General features: G+C 72.3%; 16 protein-coding genes. 11 read left to right on the top strand and 5 right to left on the bottom strand.

What is annotated here, in order from left to right:
- The first annotated feature begins 93 nt into the window (after positions 1 to 93).
- The 3 genes from QUG92_RS00265 to QUG92_RS00255 all read left to right on the top strand — a co-directional run bounded on the left by QUG92_RS00265 (position 94) and on the right by QUG92_RS00255 (position 3,152).
- Positions 94 to 1,077, top strand: coding sequence for a LacI family DNA-binding transcriptional regulator (locus tag QUG92_RS00265; RefSeq protein ID WP_182045678.1), 984 nt, complete (start codon positions 94 to 96; stop codon positions 1,075 to 1,077).
- A gap of 51 nt (positions 1,078 to 1,128) precedes the next feature.
- Positions 1,129 to 1,986, top strand: a complete 858-nt coding sequence (locus QUG92_RS00260) for a 3-hydroxyacyl-CoA dehydrogenase (protein WP_289457116.1) — start codon at positions 1,129 to 1,131, stop codon at positions 1,984 to 1,986.
- Between the two features lie 95 nt (positions 1,987 to 2,081).
- On the top strand, positions 2,082 to 3,152 hold the full coding sequence (locus QUG92_RS00255) for a GNAT family N-acetyltransferase (RefSeq protein WP_289457114.1): 1,071 nt from the start codon (positions 2,082 to 2,084) through the stop codon (positions 3,150 to 3,152).
- A 9-nt stretch (positions 3,153 to 3,161) separates the two neighbouring features.
- Here QUG92_RS00255 and QUG92_RS00250 read toward each other — a convergent pair whose 3' ends face one another.
- Positions 3,162 to 3,902 (bottom strand): GAF and ANTAR domain-containing protein, encoded by a 741-nt coding sequence (locus QUG92_RS00250; RefSeq protein WP_289457113.1) that lies wholly within the window; start codon positions 3,900 to 3,902, stop codon positions 3,162 to 3,164.
- 419 nt (positions 3,903 to 4,321) lie between these two features.
- Between QUG92_RS00250 and QUG92_RS00245 the strand changes: the two genes are divergently transcribed.
- Positions 4,322 to 5,350, top strand: a complete 1,029-nt coding sequence (locus QUG92_RS00245) for a helix-turn-helix transcriptional regulator (protein ID WP_289457112.1) — start codon at positions 4,322 to 4,324, stop codon at positions 5,348 to 5,350.
- A 24-nt stretch (positions 5,351 to 5,374) separates the two neighbouring features.
- Here the strand turns inward: QUG92_RS00245 and QUG92_RS00240 are convergent, their stop codons facing one another.
- The gene (locus tag QUG92_RS00240) at positions 5,375 to 5,554 is read right to left on the bottom strand and encodes a hypothetical protein (protein WP_182045580.1); all 180 of its coding nucleotides are present in this window, start codon (positions 5,552 to 5,554) and stop codon (positions 5,375 to 5,377) included.
- A gap of 84 nt (positions 5,555 to 5,638) precedes the next feature.
- Between QUG92_RS00240 and QUG92_RS00235 the strand changes: the two genes are divergently transcribed.
- Entirely contained in the window at positions 5,639 to 6,094 is a 456-nt protein-coding gene (locus tag QUG92_RS00235; protein WP_289457111.1) for a GNAT family N-acetyltransferase, read from the top strand.
- 223 nt (positions 6,095 to 6,317) lie between these two features.
- Here the strand turns inward: QUG92_RS00235 and arfA are convergent, their stop codons facing one another.
- Complete coding sequence (arfA, locus tag QUG92_RS00230; protein WP_289457110.1) at positions 6,318 to 7,820, bottom strand: arabinosylfuranosidase ArfA; 1,503 nt, start codon at positions 7,818 to 7,820, stop codon at positions 6,318 to 6,320.
- A 228-nt stretch (positions 7,821 to 8,048) separates the two neighbouring features.
- Between arfA and QUG92_RS00225 the strand changes: the two genes are divergently transcribed.
- The 3 genes from QUG92_RS00225 to QUG92_RS00215 all read left to right on the top strand — a co-directional run bounded on the left by QUG92_RS00225 (position 8,049) and on the right by QUG92_RS00215 (position 11,349).
- Positions 8,049 to 9,419, top strand: coding sequence for an extracellular solute-binding protein (locus tag QUG92_RS00225; RefSeq protein WP_182045577.1), 1,371 nt, complete (start codon positions 8,049 to 8,051; stop codon positions 9,417 to 9,419).
- 114 nt (positions 9,420 to 9,533) lie between these two features.
- Entirely contained in the window at positions 9,534 to 10,430 is an 897-nt protein-coding gene (locus QUG92_RS00220) for a carbohydrate ABC transporter permease (RefSeq protein WP_259346038.1), read from the top strand.
- A gap of 1 nt (position 10,431) precedes the next feature.
- Positions 10,432 to 11,349, top strand: a complete 918-nt coding sequence (locus QUG92_RS00215; protein ID WP_289457107.1) for a carbohydrate ABC transporter permease — start codon at positions 10,432 to 10,434, stop codon at positions 11,347 to 11,349.
- A 118-nt stretch (positions 11,350 to 11,467) separates the two neighbouring features.
- Here QUG92_RS00215 and QUG92_RS00210 read toward each other — a convergent pair whose 3' ends face one another.
- Both QUG92_RS00210 and QUG92_RS00205 read right to left on the bottom strand, forming a co-directional pair.
- Positions 11,468 to 11,845 (bottom strand): VOC family protein, encoded by a 378-nt coding sequence (locus QUG92_RS00210; protein WP_289457105.1) that lies wholly within the window; start codon positions 11,843 to 11,845, stop codon positions 11,468 to 11,470.
- A gap of 23 nt (positions 11,846 to 11,868) precedes the next feature.
- The gene (locus QUG92_RS00205; protein ID WP_289457103.1) at positions 11,869 to 12,696 is read right to left on the bottom strand and encodes a siderophore-interacting protein; all 828 of its coding nucleotides are present in this window, start codon (positions 12,694 to 12,696) and stop codon (positions 11,869 to 11,871) included.
- Between the two features lie 28 nt (positions 12,697 to 12,724).
- Between QUG92_RS00205 and QUG92_RS00200 the strand changes: the two genes are divergently transcribed.
- From QUG92_RS00200 to QUG92_RS00190, 3 genes are read left to right on the top strand one after another with little or no spacing between them, the layout of a single operon-like run.
- Positions 12,725 to 13,804 (top strand): FecCD family ABC transporter permease, encoded by a 1,080-nt coding sequence (locus QUG92_RS00200; RefSeq protein WP_289457102.1) that lies wholly within the window; start codon positions 12,725 to 12,727, stop codon positions 13,802 to 13,804.
- On the top strand, positions 13,801 to 14,919 hold the full coding sequence (locus tag QUG92_RS00195) for a FecCD family ABC transporter permease (protein WP_289457101.1): 1,119 nt from the start codon (positions 13,801 to 13,803) through the stop codon (positions 14,917 to 14,919). Before QUG92_RS00200 ends, QUG92_RS00195 begins: the two co-directional genes overlap by 4 nt.
- The gene (locus QUG92_RS00190; protein WP_289457100.1) at positions 14,916 to 15,800 is read left to right on the top strand and encodes an ABC transporter ATP-binding protein; all 885 of its coding nucleotides are present in this window, start codon (positions 14,916 to 14,918) and stop codon (positions 15,798 to 15,800) included. The genes QUG92_RS00195 and QUG92_RS00190 overlap by 4 nt, the downstream gene beginning before the upstream one ends.
- Positions 15,801 to 15,842 lie beyond the last annotated feature (42 nt).

Below are 15,842 nucleotides of genomic sequence, written 5' to 3'. Positions count from 1 at the left end.
TGCGGGCATCCCGGTCGTCGTCCCTGCGACCGGCGGACCGGGGAGGAGCGTGCGTTGAGCACCGAGCTGACCGCTGCGCGACGCGCCCCGTCGATGGCCGCCGTCGCCGATGCCGCCGGCGTCTCCATGCAGACCGTCTCGCGGGTCGCGCGCGGCTTCGACAACGTCAGCCCGGAGACGCGCGAGCGGGTGCAGCGCGCCATGGACGAACTCGGCTACCGACCGAACCGGGCCGCGCGGGCCCTGCGGTCCGGACGATTCCGGACCATCGGCGTGGTCATGTTCACGCTCGCGTCCTTCGGCAACATGCGCACGCTCGAGGCCATCTCCGCCGCAGCGGCCGCCGCGGACTTCACCATCACGCTGCTCCCGATGGCGTCGCGTACCGGCGAGGGTGTCCGGTCAGCGCTGTCCCGGCTGCACGAGCAGGCCGTCGACGGTGTCGTGATCGTGATCGAGTCGCACATCATCGACACCGCCGAGGTCGCGCTGCCCGACGGCGTCCCCCTGGTCGTCGTCGACTCGACGGGCACCACCGACCGGCCGTCCATCGACATCGACCAGGCCGAGGGTGCCCGGCTCGCGACCCAGCACCTGCTCGACCTGGGCCACGAGACCGTCTGGCACGTCGCCGGCCCGGACGGGTCGTACTCCGCGGACCGACGGCTCGCCGCCTGGCGCGACACCCTCGAGCACGCCGGACGAGCGGTCCCCCCGGTCTTCACCGGCGGGTGGGCGAGCTCGGACGGGTACCGGGCAGGGCAGGAGATCGCGGCGCGACCGGAGGTGACGGCCGTCTTCGCGGTGAACGACCAGACGGCGCTCGGGGTGCTCCGCGCCGCGCACGAGGCCGGTCGGTCCGTGCCGGGCTCGCTCAGCGTGGTCGGCTTCGACGACTTCCCCGAGTCGGAGTCCTTCTGGCCGCCGCTCACCACCGTGCACCAGTCGTTCGACGAGGTGGGCCGCCGTGCCGTCGCGACGCTCCTGGCGCAGATCGAGGGTGCGCCGGCCGGACCGTCGACCGACCTCGTGCCGGTGCGCCTGGTGGAGCGCGCGAGCACGGCGCCGCCCGCCTGACCCTCCCCCGCTCCCGGCCGGGCACCGACCACCGCGGAGCAGACTGACGGCATGACCACGTTCACCTCCGTCACCGTGCTCGGCGCCGGCGTCCTCGGCACGCAGATCGCCCTCCAGACCGCTCGGCACGGCGTCCCCGTCGTCGTGTACGACATCAGCGACGACGCCGTCGCGGCCGGCCGGGAGCGTCTCGCCGGCATCGTCGAGCAGTACCTCGGCGACGTCGGCGAGGACGCCCGCCCCGACGCCGACGCCGCCGTCGCGCGGATCGACTTCGCCACCGACCTCGCGCAGGCCGTCGCCGCCGCCGACCTCGTGATCGAGGCGGTCCCCGAGCGGCTCGACCTGAAGCGCGACGTGTACGCGCGGCTCGCCGAGGTCGCACCGGCCGACACCGTCTTCGCCACGAACTCCTCGACCCTGCTGCCGAGTGCGATCGCCGACGCGACCGGCCGCCCGGACCGCTTCCTCGCGCTGCACTTCGCGAACCACGTCTGGCGGCAGAACACCGCCGAGGTGATGGGCACCGAGCAGACCGATCCGGCCGTGTTCGAGCGGGTCGCCACCTTCGCCGAGGAGATCGGGATGGTGCCGATCCGCCTGCACAAGGAGCAGCCCGGCTACGTGCTCAACTCGCTGCTCGTGCCGCTGCTCGACGCCGCCGCCGGCCTGGTCCTCCGCGGGGTCGCGGACCCCGAGACGGTCGACACCACGTGGCGCATCGGCACCGGCGCCCCGATGGGTCCGTTCCAGGTCTACGACGTCATCGGCCTCCGGACGGCGTACGCGGTCGCCAGCGCGTCGCCGGAGCCGGGCGCGCAGGCGTGGGCGGAGCACCTGCGCACCGAGTACCTCGACCAGGGCAGGTACGGCGTCGAGTCCGGCGAGGGCTTCTACCGCTACCGCTGACGACGGACCCGCGCACGCGGCGCGATCGCGCCGGGACGGACGGGAGGCGCGTGGCGGCCCTGCCACCCGCCTCCCGTCCGTCCTAGGCTCGCCGGGTGGAACTCGTCGCACCGTCTCCCCGGTACTTCCCGTCCTTCGTCCGGTCCCTCCGCGAGTGGGGCGACGCCCACCAGGACGGCGCCGGGATCCGTCACGCCGCGACCCTCACCGACCGGGTGGGCTTCGAGCGGTGGGTCGACCAGATCCTCGCGGAGGAGACCGTCCCGGCCTCGCCGGCCCACGTCACCTGCACCTACCGGTGGATGGTCGACGGCGACGAGTACCTCGGCAGCATCGCCCTCCGGCACGAGCTGAACGACTGGCTCCGCGAGTACGGCGGCCACGTCGGGTACGGCGTCCGGCCCTCGGCACGCGGTCGGGGCCTGGCGTCCGCGGCGCTCGCCGGGACGGTCCGCCTGGCAGCCGAACGCGGCATGCCCGAGGTGATGCTGACGCACGACGCGACGAACCCGGCGTCCGGACGCGTCATCGAGCACAACGGCGGCCGGTACGAGCGGACCGTGGTCGACGACGAGGGCCACCGCCTGCTGCACCACTGGATCCGCACCGGTGCACACGCGGCCGCGGACGTCGTCGACGTCGACATCGTCGGCGGGCCGGAGCCCCTGCGCGTCGGCCTGCACGACCACGACCCGGCGTGGGCGACCCGCTTCGCGGAGCACCGGGCACGCATCACCGCCGCGCTCCCCGGACTGCACGTCACGATCGAGCACATCGGGTCGACCTCCGTCCCGGGCCTGGCGGCGAAGCCGATCGTCGACGTCGCGGTCTCGGTCCCCGACGTGACCGACGAGGCCGCGTACCTCGAGCCGCTGCTCGCCGCCGGGTACGTCCTGCGCGTCCGGGAGCCCGGGCACCGTCTCGTCCGGACGCCCGAGCGCGACGCGCACGTCCACGTGTACGAGCACGGCGCCCGCGAGGTGGACGACTACCTGCTGCTCCGCGACCACCTGCGGCGCGACGACGCCGACCGGCAGCGCTACGAGGACGTCAAGCGCGGGCTCATGACCCGGTCGTGGGACGACTCGAACGCCTACGCCGACGCGAAGACCACCGTCATCGACGCGATCAAGGAGCGGGCTCGCGCCGCGGACCACCCGTCCTGACCGTTCGGATCACCGCCCAGCGTCCGCCGGTGCCGGCCCCGGGATGGCGAGTCGGCGCTCGACGACGGCCAGCGCCACCTCCCGCAGCGGCCGTCCCGCCGAGCGGGCGTGCCCCCGCAGCATCGTGAACGCCTGGTCGGGGTCCACCTGGTGGGTGTGGGCGAGGAACCCCTTCGCCTGCTCGATCACGATCCTGCTGTCCAACGCGCGCTGCAGCTGGTCCCGGGTGCGAGCGGCCTGGTCCGCGCTGCGCTGCTGCAGGATGCTGATCGACGCCACGTCGGTGAGCGCCCGCGCCGCCGTCGCGTCCTGGTCGTCCAACCGGCCCGGCGCCCGCCGGAACAGGTTCATCGACCCCAGGACGGCCGTGTGGCTCCGCAACGGGATCGAGTGGACCGAGGCGAACCCGGCGCGTTCGGACTCCTCCGCGAAGTGCGTCCAGCGACGCCGCATCTCCTGCCGGTCCGCGACCGACACCGTGCGGCCCGTCTCGTACGACTCGATGCAGGGCCCCTCGCCGGCCTCGAGCTGGAGGAGCCCGAGGAACGCGCTCGCCTCGCTCGTCGACGCCGCGACCTCGAGCCGTCGCTGCGGGTCGGCGAGCAGGATCCCGACCGCGTCGACGGCGAAGATCCCGGCGACGTCGTCGACGAGGGTCTGCAGCATCTCCACCACGTCGTAGTCGCCGACGACCATGCCGGTCGCGGCGAGGAACGCGTCGACGAGCCGACGCTCTCGGGTGTCGGTCACGGGGCTCCTTCCCGGTGCGTGCGCGGGTGCGCGCCCGGTCGGGAACGGCACCGCCTCGAGTCGCCTGCCGACGGTCGGCGTGGACGACTGCAGCACACTCTGCTCGTCCGGTGGGCGCACCGCCCGACCGCGATCGGCGGTTCGTCCGCACGGTCCGGTTCCGGCTCGTCGTCCGCGCAGATCGGATGGTCGGCGGGTCCGGGCTGTTGTCACGTCCGCCCGCCTGCCCTACCGTGACGGCAGCAGGCCCAGACCCAGGCAGCGGAACGTCAGAACACGTCCTCGGAACCGTTCAGGGTGGTCCAGATGATGCACGTCACAGGTACCCGGACACTCGGTCACCACCGGGTGCTCCGCACCACGTCCTCGCCGGCCGTCCGGCCCGACCCGACGTCCGCCGACTCCTTCCCGGGGTCCTGATGACGACCACCGCATCGCACCCACGGCTGTCCCGTCCCGAGAGCCCGGGGACGGGACGGTCCGACCAGGACGGTCCCACCACCGGCCGGCACGCCGTCCGGCTGGAGGCGTCCGGGGACCACCCGGACGCCGTCATCGACGAGGTCGGCGGCCTCTACGACGGTCACGGCTGGGCGGCGCACGCGACCGACCAGCCGTTCACCTACCGGTACACCGCCGTCGGCGACGCCGCGGTGACGCTGCGTCGGTCCCGCATCACCGGGTACATCCGTGGTGCGATCCCGTGCACCGACGACTACATCGTCCAGTGGCTGACCGAGGGCACCGGCGTGCCGGACGTCCGGCGTGACCGGGTCCCGATGCAGATCGGCGTCCCGATGCTGTTCCCCACCGACCGCGAGTTCGTCTTCGAGTACCAGGACTACGACCAACGGCTCGTGCACCTCTCCCGCGAGCTCGTCGACGACGTCGCCGCCGAGCGCCACCGGACCGGCGCCGTCGGCAGCCTGCAGCTCGACCACCTCCACACGCTGGACCCGGCGGCCGTGGCGAGGTGGCGGAACCAGATGACGCTCCTCGCCCGTGAGCTCCGGAACGGCGTCGGGACGCTCCTCTGGCACACCCTCACTCGGGACGCGGCCGCGGCCTTCCTCGACCTCTACCCGCCGGCGGCACCCGAGCTCCCGGCGGTGGTGTTGCTGCCGCGCCGGGCGCGGCTCCGTGCCGCCGTCGAGTTCGTGCACGAGCACCTCGACCAGCCGCTCACCGTCGCGGAGATCGCGCAGGCGGCCGGCCTGAGCATCCGTGCCGTGCAGGAGTCGTTCCAGCGGGACCTCGGCACGACGCCGATGGCGTACCTCCGTCGGGTGCGACTGGAGTGCGTCCGCCTCGAGCTCCAACGCGGTGACCCGTCGAACGCCAGCGTGCAGGAGATCGCGCGGCGCTGGGGGTTCTCGCACCTCGGGCGCTTCTCGGGCGAGTACCTGCGCCAGCACGGTGAGTACCCGCGCCAGACGCTCCGACGCTGAGCCGCTGTACCCCCGCACCCCGCGTCAGCCGCTGTGGTCGCGCGCCCGCTCCGTCCCGGCGGGTGCGTCCACGCGGTCGCTGTCGTCCGCCGTCCGCCGGGGGTCCACGGCGGGCCAACCGTCCATCGACGCGAGGAAGTCGTCGACGAACCCGCCCAGTGCGCCCGCACCGACCGCCCCGTCCGCATCGCTCGTCCCGGTCATGCGCAGCACTGTAGGCAGCACCCGTCGCCGTCACACGGTGAGTGCGGAGACCGGACACCGGGAGGGTGGCCCTACGATCGGGTCGTGACCGTCCTCGTCCGTCCCGTGGCCGCCCACGACGAAGCACAGTGGTGCGCGCTCTACGCCGGCTACCGCGCGTTCTACCGACTGCCGGACGACCCCGCCGCGGTCCGCACCACGTGGCAGTGGGTCTCCGGAGGCGCGCACGGCCTGCTCGGCCTGGTCGCCGAGGACGCCGACGGTCGACTCCTCGGGCTCGCCGACCTCCGACGGTTCGCCCGACCGTCGTCGGCGACCACCGGGCTGTACCTCGACGACCTCTTCACCGCGCCGGGATCGCGCCACCGGGGCGTCGCGACGGCCCTCCTGCACGAGGCCGCGGCGGTCGCTGCTGCCGAGGGTGCGAGCGTCGTCCGCTGGATCACCGCCGAGGACAACACCGCCGCGCGTGCGGTCTACGACCGCGTCGCCGCCGCGACACCGTGGGTCACCTACGACATGCGCCCGTCGGCGGTCTGACGCCGAGGCGGACGGGAGGCGCGTGGCGGCCCCGCACCGCGCCTCCCGTCCGACGCGTCCGCACCGTCGGGCCGGGCCGCCCACGGCCGGGCAGCCGTCCGCCGGCCGGGCACGAGCGAAGGGCGCCGGTCCGCTCGCGCGGACCGACGCCCTCCGTGCTCACTCGACGCTCACCGGAGCGCGCGCCGAGGCGTCTGCACGCCGACCGTGGTCGGCGGTCGGTTCAGCCGATCGACACCGCGGTCCAGGAGACCGGCGGCAGCTCGATGGTGATCGTGTCGCCCTCGCGGCGGACGGTCTCGTTCGTCCGGAGCGCCACCCGCTCGCGGTTCCCGAGGTCGTTGACCGCGTGGAGGTCGTCGTCCCAGACGCCCTCGGCACGGACGTCGCCGTCGACCTGCAGGCCGGCGAGGTCGATCGTGACGGAGGTCGTCTCGGTCTGGTGACGGTTCACGAGGAACACCGCCGCCTTGCCGTCCTCGACGGTGGCGGCCGAGTCGACCACCGGGACCTCGCCGTGCTTGCCGCCGTCGACGGTGTCGCCGGATGCCTTGACCTGCAGCGACGTGCCGTTCGCCAGGCGCGACGTCAGCGAGAACGGGAAGAACGTGGTCTGGCGCCACGCCGGACCGCCGGGCTCGGTCATGATCGGGCCGATGACGTTGACGAGCTGCGCGATGCTGGCCGAGGCCACGCGGTCCGCGTGCCGGAGCAGCGAGATGAGCAGGCCACCGACGACGACCGCGTCGGCGACGGTGTAGACGTCCTCGAGCAGACGCGGCGCGACCGGCCAGTCCTGCAGCTCGAAGGTCTTCTGCTGCTCCTCCCACTTGCTGATCGACCAGACGTTCCACTCGTCGAAGGAGATGTCGATGCGCTTGTCCGACTTCTTCTGCGCCTGCACGTGGTCGGCCGCCGTCGTGACCGTCTTGATGAAGTGGTCCATGTTGACGCCGGAGGCGAGGAACGACGTCAGGTCGTCACCCTCCTCGTAGTAGGCGTGCGCGGAGATGTAGTCGACGTCGTCGTAGGTGTGCTCGAGGACGGTCCGCTCCCACTCGCCGAACGTCGGCATCGACGCACCGGAGGACCCGCAGGCCACGAGCTCGAGGTCGGGCTGGATCTGCCGCATCGCCTTGGCGGTCATCGCCGCGAGCTTGCCGTAGTCCTCGGCGTTCTTGTGGCCGAGCTGCCACGGGCCGTCCATCTCGTTGCCGAGGCACCACATCTGGATGGCGAAGGGCTCCTGGCGGCCGTTCGAACGGCGGTACTCGCTCAGGGCGGTGCCGGCGTCGATGTTCGCGTACTCGAGGAGCTCGATGGCCTCCTGCGTGCCACGGGTGCCGAGGTTGACGGCGAGCATCATCTCGGAGCCGACCGCGTCGAGCCAGTGCTGGAACTCGTGCAGGCCGACCTCGTTGGTCTCGGTGGAGTGCCAGGCCAGGTCGAGACGGCGCGGACGCTGCTCGACGGGGCCGACGCCGTCCTCCCACTTGTAGCCGGAGACGAAGTTGCCACCCGGGTAGCGGATCGCGGAGACGCCCAGCTCCTTGACGAGCTCGACGACGTCCTTCCGGAAGCCGTGCTCGTCGGCGGTCTCGTGGGCCGGCTCGTGGATGCCGTCGTAGACGTGGCGGCCGAGGTGCTCGACGAAGCCGCCGAAGAGCCGACGTCGCACCGGCCCCACGGTGAACGCGCTGTCGAGGACGAGGTGTGTGCGAGGCATGGATCTCCTTCGATCTGCTGGGGGCTCGTGCGGACGTGATCGGCCCGGTACGAAAGTGAGCGCTCACGTCTCCCTGAACGCTAGCGGGTTTCCACCGTGCGCGGAAGCCGGGACGCAGCCCGGCCGTGACGTTCACGAAAGGGGTGGCGGACCCCCGGGTCCGGCGCTACTGTGAGCGCTCACGGAGCAATGACCGCTCCGCTCGGCCCGTCCCGATGGAGTGATGCCATGCCGATCCGATCCGTTGTACCCACCCCGCAGTCCCGCGGCAGCGCGTTCACCCGGCGGACCCTGCTCGCCGGCGCAGCCGCCGGTGCCGCGGTCCTGCCGCTCGCCGCGTGCTCCAGCCCGATCGCCGCCGGCATCGCCGGAGCCCCGCTGAACCCGGAGACGCTCGTCTTCTGGAACCTGTTCGGCGGTGGCGACGGCCTCCGCATGCAGTCGATGGAGGCCGGGTACGCGAAGCAGCACGGTGGTTCCTCGTCCCTGCAGGCGACGACCTTCGCGTGGGGCAACCCGTACTACTCGAAGGTCACACTGGCCACCGTCGGGAACAAGCCGCCGGACGTCGCGATCGCCCACCTCACCCGCGCCAAGCCGCTGTGGGACGGCGACCTGCTCGACCCGATCACCGAGGACGACCTGGCGAGCGTCGGCCTGAGCGCCAGCGACTTCAACCAGAAGGCGTGGACCGCGCAGAAGACCGACGGCAAGAACATCTGCATCCCGCTCGACACGCACCCGTTCGTGCTCTTCTACAACGTCGACGTCTGCCAGAAGGCGGGCCTGATCGACGGTGACGGCAAGCTCAAGGACCTGAACGGGCTGGAGAACTTCGAGGCCGCGATGGCCGCCGTCGCGAAGGTGACCGGCGGCACCGCGCTGAACGTGGCGAACGTCGTGCCGGAGACCGCGACCCCGTGGCGCTTCTTCTGGACGATGTACAACCAGATCGAGGGCGCGACACCGTTCATCAGCGACGGCGGGGCGAAGCTCACCGTGAACGAGGACGCGTACAACAAGGTCACCGACATGACCCAGAAGTGGGTGGGGAACGGCTGGCTGAACAAGGCGCTCGACTACGCGACCGCCCAGTCGCTCATGTTCGACGGCAAGGCCGGCTTCTTCATGCAGGGCGAGTGGGAGATCAGCACCGCCCAGTCGATCAAGGGCCTGAAGTTCGGCATGGTGCCGATCCCCCAGCTCTTCGACAAGCCCGCCACCCAGGCCGACTCGCACACGTTCATCCTGCCGAAGAAGGACCGGACGCCCGAGCAGCGCAAGGCGCACATGCTCTTCATCAAGCAGATGCTCGAGCAGAGCCTGACCTGGGCCGAGGGCGGACACGTCCCCGCGTACATGCCGACCTTCGACAGCCAGCAGTACAAGGACCTCACCCCGCAGTCGAACTACGCGTCCGCCGCCGAGTCCGCCGTCTTCGACGACCCCGCCTGGTACGGCGGATCCGGGTCGACGTTCGAGGGCATCGTCGGCGCCCAGCTCGCCCTCGTCCAGCAGGGCAGCAGCTCCCCCGCACAGGCGCTCTCCGCCATCAAGGGCCAGCTCGCCACCTACCTGAACACCCCGAGCCCGCTGTGATCGCGCGCTCGCTCCCTGTGGACCCCGCACGAGAGGCACGATGACGTGACCGCTGCACCAGTTCTCACCCGACCCACGGACGCCGCGACCGTCACCCGGCGCGAACGTCCCCGCGTGAACTCGACGAACCGCGGACAGGGCCGCACCGGGTGGCTGTTCCTCGCCCCGTTCGGCCTGTTCTACGCGGCCTTCCTGCTCGGCCCGACGGTGTGGATGCTCATCACGAGCTTCTTCAACACCTCGACCGTCCGCACCGGACTCGGCACCTTCGCCGGCTTCGCGAACTACGCCGAGATGCTCGGACGCAGCGACTTCTGGTCGTCGCTCTGGCACACGCTGCAGTTCACGCTGTACACGACCCCGCCGCTCGTGATCCTGGCGTTCGTGTTCGCCGTGCTGACGAACCGGATGAACCGCGGACAGTGGTTCTTCCGCCTGGCGTTCTTCCTGCCGTTCATCCTGCCGTCGGCGACGATCTCCCTCATCTGGGTGTTCATCTTCACGCCGGCGACCGGCCTCTGGGCGAGCCTGCAGACCGCGCTCGGCATGACGCCCGGCTCGGGCATGCTCTCCAGCCCGAACACCGCGATGATCGGCGTCGCGATCGCAACCGTCTGGTGGACCCTCGGGTTCAACTTCGTGCTCTACCTGGCCGGCCTGCAGGAGATCCCCCGTGAGCTCTACGAGGCCGCTGCGGTCGACGGCGCGTCGAACTGGCAGCAGATCAAGTCGATCACGCTCCCGCTGCTCGGCCGCACGACGACGCTGGTCATCCTGCTGCAGATCATCGCCAGCCTGAAGATCTTCGACCAGGTCTACCTGATGACGAACGGCGGCCCGGGCATCTCGACCCAGGTCTCGCTGCAGCTCATCACCGGCGTCGGCTTCACCGACAACCGCCTCGGTGCGGCGTCCGCCGCGTCGGTGCTCCTGTTCATCGTGATCGTCGCGATCGCGGTCATCCGGCAGCTCGTCGAACGCGCCGCCGCCAAGCGAGAGATCGGTGCCTGACGTGACCGCCACCGAGAGCATCACGACGTCCCGTCCGCGGAAGCTCCGCTCCGGGGTGTCCGCCGCCGCGCCCGCCAACGCCGCGAAGATCGGCGTCTCCGGCAAGGGCTTCAACATCGCGGCCGCGATCATCCTGACGGTGTTCGCGATCATCTGGCTCATCCCGAGCCTGTTCGCCCTGAAGACGTCGCTGTCCGACAACGGCGTCGCCGCGCTCGGCGCCAACTCGATCCTGTCGGACTGGAACCCGACGCTGCACTCCTACGCGTCGCTGTTCCAGGCCGGCGACATCTGGAACTGGTACCTCGCAAGCGGCATCACGAGCCTGATCACCGCGGCCCTGACGGTGCTGTTCGCGTCCATGGCCGCGTTCGCGCTGTCCCGCCTGGTGTTCCGCGGCCGGAACGTCGCGTTCCTGCTCATCATCCTCGGCATCATGATCCCGACGCAGGTCCTGATCATCCCGATCTTCCAGGAGCTCAACGCCGTCGGCCTGCTGAACACCTACTGGTCGGTGATCTTCCCGCAGGTGCCCGCCGTCATCGCGGTGTTCATCTTCAAGCAGTTCTTCGACGGGATCCCGAAGGAGCTCGAGGAGGCCGCGCGCATCGACGGTGCGGGCATGTGGAAGATCTACTGGTCGGTCATCCTGCCGCTGTCGCGTCCGGTGATCGCCGCGGTGACGATCCTGACCTTCGTCGGCGTCTGGAACAACCTGCTCCTGCCGCTGTTCGTGCTGTCGAACCCGGACCTCATGACGATCCCGGTCGGGCTCGCCACGGTCCAGGGCAGCTTCGGCCAGCGCTACGCCGACATCCAGGCCGGGGCGATCCTGGCGGCGCTGCCGCTGATCATCCTCTACCTGATCTTCCAGCGGCAGATCGTGGAGGGCGTGACGGGCTCGGGCCTCAAGGGCTGACGCCTCCACACGACGGACGGGAGGCGCGGTGCCGGCTGGCACCGCGCCTCCCGTCCGTCGTGTGGCCTGGCCGGCCTGCTCCTCTCGGGTGCACCAGGTCGCACCGGGCGAGCGCGGGTCAGAGCGGGTCGAGGCGTGTGCGGAGCAGGCAGAACTCGTTGCCCTCCGGGTCCTGCAGCACGTGCCAGGACTCCTCACCGGTCTGCCCGACGTCGGCCGGACGCGCGCCGAGGGCCAGCAGCCGCTCGAGCTCGGCGTCCTGGTCCTGGTCGACCGGCGACAGGTCGATGTGCAGCCGCAGCGGCTGTGCCTCCGCGTGCTCCACCCGGTTCAGGATGATCGTCGGCGTCGCACCGCCGAAGCCCGACGCGGGCCCGATCTCGATGCCGTCGTCGTCCTTCCCGAGTTCGACGTAGTCGAGCACCGCGCACCAGAACCGGGAGAGTTCCTCGGGGTCGCGGCAGTTCAGCACCAGTTCGCTCAGTCGGCTGCTCATGCCCGCACGCTACCCGGACGGGGTCAGGCCGGGACGGCCTCGCGCGCGTCGTGCTTCCAGAAGCCGGAGAAGGTGATCCGCGACTTCGGCAGGCCCGCACGGTGCAGGTGCCGGCGGCCCTCGGTGGCCAGCGTCGACTCCCCCACGACGAAGGCGTACCCGCGGTCGTCGACCGGCACGTACCGCTGGAGTTCGGCGAGCGCCGCGCGTCCCGGCACGGCGTGCTCGGTGTCCTCGCGCACGAGCCACGTCACCTGCACGCCGGCCGGGGCGTCGAGGACCCGGACGTCGGCCGCGGTCGGGACCTCCTGGATGATCCGGCCGACGGCGTCCCGCGGGAGCGATGCGGCGATCCCCACGACGCCGGGGAGCCCGGTCTCCTCGGCGACCACGACGACCTCGCTGGCGTCGTCGGGGCAGTCGAAGATGCAGCCCTGGTCGAGCATCGCGAGCTGGTCGCCGGGCCGGGCGCCGCACGCCCAGATCGCCGCACGGCCCTCGGGCTCGCCGTCGGAGCCGCAGTGCACGACGAAGTCGACGTCGAGTTCACCGACCTCGGGACGGAAGGCGGCGACGGTGTAGTTCGCGCAGTGCGGCCGGACGTCCTCGGGGATCGCGAGGAACGAGGGCCACCAGCGACGACCGTCGAGCTCCGGCATGCGGAAGCCGTCCTGGTCGGGACGCGGGAGGAACAGGCGGAACCAGTGGTCGAACCCGAGGAACGGGAACTCGTGCAGGTCGGCCCCGGTGACGGTCACGCGCTGGATCGACGGGCTGTGCCGCACGGAGCGGAGCACCCGGGCACGGAACAGCCGGGGCGCCTCGGGCATGAGCCGCGGGATCTTCGCCATGAGGGAAGGCTAACCTAATATGGCTTCCGTGCCACTCCCCGAACCCGTCCTGACGCCCGCACGGGCTGCCCGGACCGACACCGCCCCGCGTGCCGACGGCGTGCACCGGACCGCGGTCCGCCGTCGCCTGCTGGTCGTCGCGGTCCTGGTGGTCGCACTGGTCGCCGCCGCGGTCGCGAGCATGCTGTTCGGCAGCAACCGCCTCGGCGTGGACCAGGTGGTCGCGGGGCTGACCCGGACGGGGTCGAGCACCGCCGAGGCCGTGGTCTGGGGGTCGCGCATCCCGCGCACGCTCATCGGAGCGGCGGTGGGTGCGGCGCTCGGGATCGCGGGGCTGCTCATGCAGGGGCACACGCGGAACCCGCTCGCCGACCCCGGCCTGTTCGGGGTCTCCTCGGGCGCCGGGCTGGCCGTCGTGCTCGGCGTGTACGTCTTCGGCGTGACGAGCACCGGTGCGACGGTCTGGTTCGCCCTGGCCGGCGCGGTCGTCGCGAGCGTCGTCGTCTTCTCCGTCACGGTGGCCGGCAGCGGGACCGCGAGCCCGGTGCCGCTCGCCCTGGCCGGCGCGGCGGTGTCCGCGCTCCTCGGTGCCGTGACGTCGTTCATCGTGCTGACCGACCAGGACTCCCTCGACGCCTACCGCCTGTGGGTCGTCGGCTCGCTCGCGGCCCGGCAGCTCGACGTCCTCGTCGCGGCCGCACCCTTCCTGCTCGTCGGTGCCGTGCTGGCGGTGTGGAACGTCCGGGCGCTCGACGCGCTGGGGCTCGGCGCGGAGCTCGCGCGGGGGCTCGGCGAGAACGTGCTCGTCGCGCGGCTCGTCGGCCTCGGCGGCATCACGCTCCTGGCGGCCGGCGCCACCGCGGCCGCCGGCCCGATCGGCTTCGTCGGTCTGACCGTGCCGCACGTCGCCCGGGCCCTGGTCGGCACGGGTCACCGCTGGACCCTCCCCGTGTCGGCGCTGGTGGGCGCCGCCCTCGTGCTCGTGGCCGACGTGGTCGGACGGCTCGTCGGCGGGTTCTCCGAGGTCGAGGTCGGCATCGTGCTCGCCGTGCTGGGCGGCCCGGTCTTCGTCGCCGTCGCCCGCCGCCGATCGCTGGTGTCCCTGTGAGCGCGGCGACCGACACCCCGCGCACGGCGGGGCAGCGCGACACGGCAGCCGACCACACCGCCCCCGGGCGCCGCGGGGTCCGTCTCGGTCCGATCGGCCTGGCCTGGCGTCCCCGCGTGCTCGGCTACACCGTCGGGGCGGTCGCCCTCGCGCTGGTCCTCGTGGTGCTCGGCGTCGCCGTCGGCAGCACCTGGATCGCGCCCGGGACCGTCGTGCGCGCGCTCGTCGGCGCGGAGGGCGGACCCGACGGCTTCATCGTCACGACGCTGCGACTCCCCCGGGTCCTCACCGGCGCCCTCGTCGGCCTCGTGCTCGGCACCGCCGGCGCACTGACCCAGACCGTCACCCGGAACCCGCTCGGCACCCCGGACATCATCGGCGTCACCTCGGGCGCGAGCGTCGGTGCCGTCGCCGCGATCGTGGTCGGTGGCGGCACGTACTCGGTCTCGTCGGCCGTGCTGAGCGGCGGCATCCCGGTCGCTGCGACCATCGGCGCCCTCGTCGCCGCGGCCGCCGTGTACGGCCTCGGCTGGCGCGGCGGCGTGCAGAGCTACCGGCTCGTCCTCGTCGGCATCGGCGTGAGCGCGACGCTCGACGCCGTCACGAGCTACCTGCTCGTCCGCGCGAAGATCACCGTGGCGACCGCGGCGTCGCAGTGGCTCGTCGGCAGCCTGTCGAGCACGTCGTGGTCGACCGTGTGGCCGCTGGTCGTGGTCGCCGCCGTCTGCGTCCCGATCGCCCTCGCCACGAGCGCCGCGCTCGGCATCGGCCAGCTCGGCGACGAGGTCGCGACGGGTGTCGGCCTCGGCGTCCAGCGGCACCGGCTGCTCGTCATCGCCCTCGCCGTCGTGCTCACCGCCGCCGCCGTCGCGGCCGCCGGTCCGATCGGCTTCGTCGCCTTCGTCGTCCCGCAGGTCGCCCTGCGCCTGGCCGGGACGAACCGGCCGCCGCTGCTGCTCGCCGGCGCCCTCGGGACCGTCCTCGTCCTGGTCGCGGACCTGCTCGCCCGCTCGGCCTTCCCCTGGCAGGTCCCCGTCGGGATCGTGACCACGGTCGTCGGCGCCCCGTACCTGATCTGGCTCCTCGTCCGCCACCGCAAGGAGATGTCCCGATGACCGCCGCCACCACGAACCGACGCGATACGCGCGTCCCGGGCGCCGACGCGACCACCCGCCGGACCGCCGGCGACGACGCGTCCGGCACGGTGCCTCCCGTCCTCGAAGCCCGCGGCCTGTCCGTCGGCTACGACCGCGAGCCGGTCCTCCGCGACCTGGACCTGCGCATCGAGCGCGGCAGCGTGACGACGTTCCTCGGGGCGAACGGGTGCGGCAAGTCGACGCTCCTCAAGGCCTTCGGCCGTGTCCTCAGGCCACAGGCCGGCGAGGTCCTGCTCGACGGCGTCCCCATCCGCAGGGAGCCGAACCGCGCCGTCGCCCGCCGCCTCGCGATCCTGCCGCAGACGCCCGTCGCCCCGGCGGGCACGAGCGTGCTCGACCTGGTGATGCGCGGGCGGAACCCGCACCAGTCGTGGGCGAAGCCGTGGACCGCCGAGGACGCCGACGTCGCCGAGCAGGCCATCGCGGCGACCGGGCTGACGGCCGTCGCCCACCGCGACGTCGCGAGCCTGTCCGGCGGTCAGCGGCAGCGCGCCTGGATCGCCCTCGTCGTGGCGCAGCAGGCCGAGACCCTGCTGCTCGACGAGCCGACCACCTACCTCGACCTCGCGCACCAGCTCGACGTGCTCCGCCTGGTCCGGCGGCGCAACCGCGAGCAGGGGTCGACGGTCGTCATGGTGCTCCACGACCTGTCGCTCGCGGCGCGGTACTCCGACCGGCTCGTGGTCCTGCACGACGGCGGCGTGGTCGCGGACGGCACGCCGCACGAGGTCCTGACGCCGGCGCTGCTCGCGACCGCGTTCGGGCTGCACGCCCGGGTGGTCGCGGACCCCGTGACGGGTGCGCCGATGATCGTGCCCGAGGCCGACGAGCACGACTGAGTCCGAAGGCTGCCGACGCCGGGGCTGGTCGAACACACAGAC

The sequence above is a fragment of the Curtobacterium citri genome (assembly GCF_030362955.1).
GTDB lineage: Bacteria > Actinomycetota > Actinomycetes > Actinomycetales > Microbacteriaceae > Curtobacterium > Curtobacterium citri.
Note: the sequence above shows the minus strand (reverse complement) of the source record. Positions and strands in the feature narration are given on the sequence as shown.

What these genes read in the sequence shown, in the direction of transcription:
- QUG92_RS00260 (WP_289457116.1), top strand. Translation starts at nt 1,129, where the DNA reads ATGACCACGTTCACCTCCGTCACCGTGCTCGGCGCCGGCGTCCTCGGC.
- QUG92_RS00225 (WP_182045577.1), top strand. Translation starts at nt 8,049, where the DNA reads ATGCCGATCCGATCCGTTGTACCCACCCCGCAGTCCCGCGGCAGCGCG.
- QUG92_RS00210 (WP_289457105.1), bottom strand. Translation starts at nt 11,845, where the DNA reads ATGAGCAGCCGACTGAGCGAACTGGTGCTGAACTGCCGCGACCCCGAG.
- arfA (WP_289457110.1), bottom strand. Translation starts at nt 7,820, where the DNA reads ATGCCTCGCACACACCTCGTCCTCGACAGCGCGTTCACCGTGGGGCCG.
- QUG92_RS00205 (WP_289457103.1), bottom strand. Translation starts at nt 12,696, where the DNA reads ATGGCGAAGATCCCGCGGCTCATGCCCGAGGCGCCCCGGCTGTTCCGT.
- QUG92_RS00265 (WP_182045678.1), top strand. Translation starts at nt 94, where the DNA reads ATGGCCGCCGTCGCCGATGCCGCCGGCGTCTCCATGCAGACCGTCTCG.
- QUG92_RS00240 (WP_182045580.1), bottom strand. Translation starts at nt 5,554, where the DNA reads ATGACCGGGACGAGCGATGCGGACGGGGCGGTCGGTGCGGGCGCACTG.
- QUG92_RS00245 (WP_289457112.1), top strand. Translation starts at nt 4,322, where the DNA reads ATGACGACCACCGCATCGCACCCACGGCTGTCCCGTCCCGAGAGCCCG.
- QUG92_RS00190 (WP_289457100.1), top strand. Translation starts at nt 14,916, where the DNA reads ATGACCGCCGCCACCACGAACCGACGCGATACGCGCGTCCCGGGCGCC.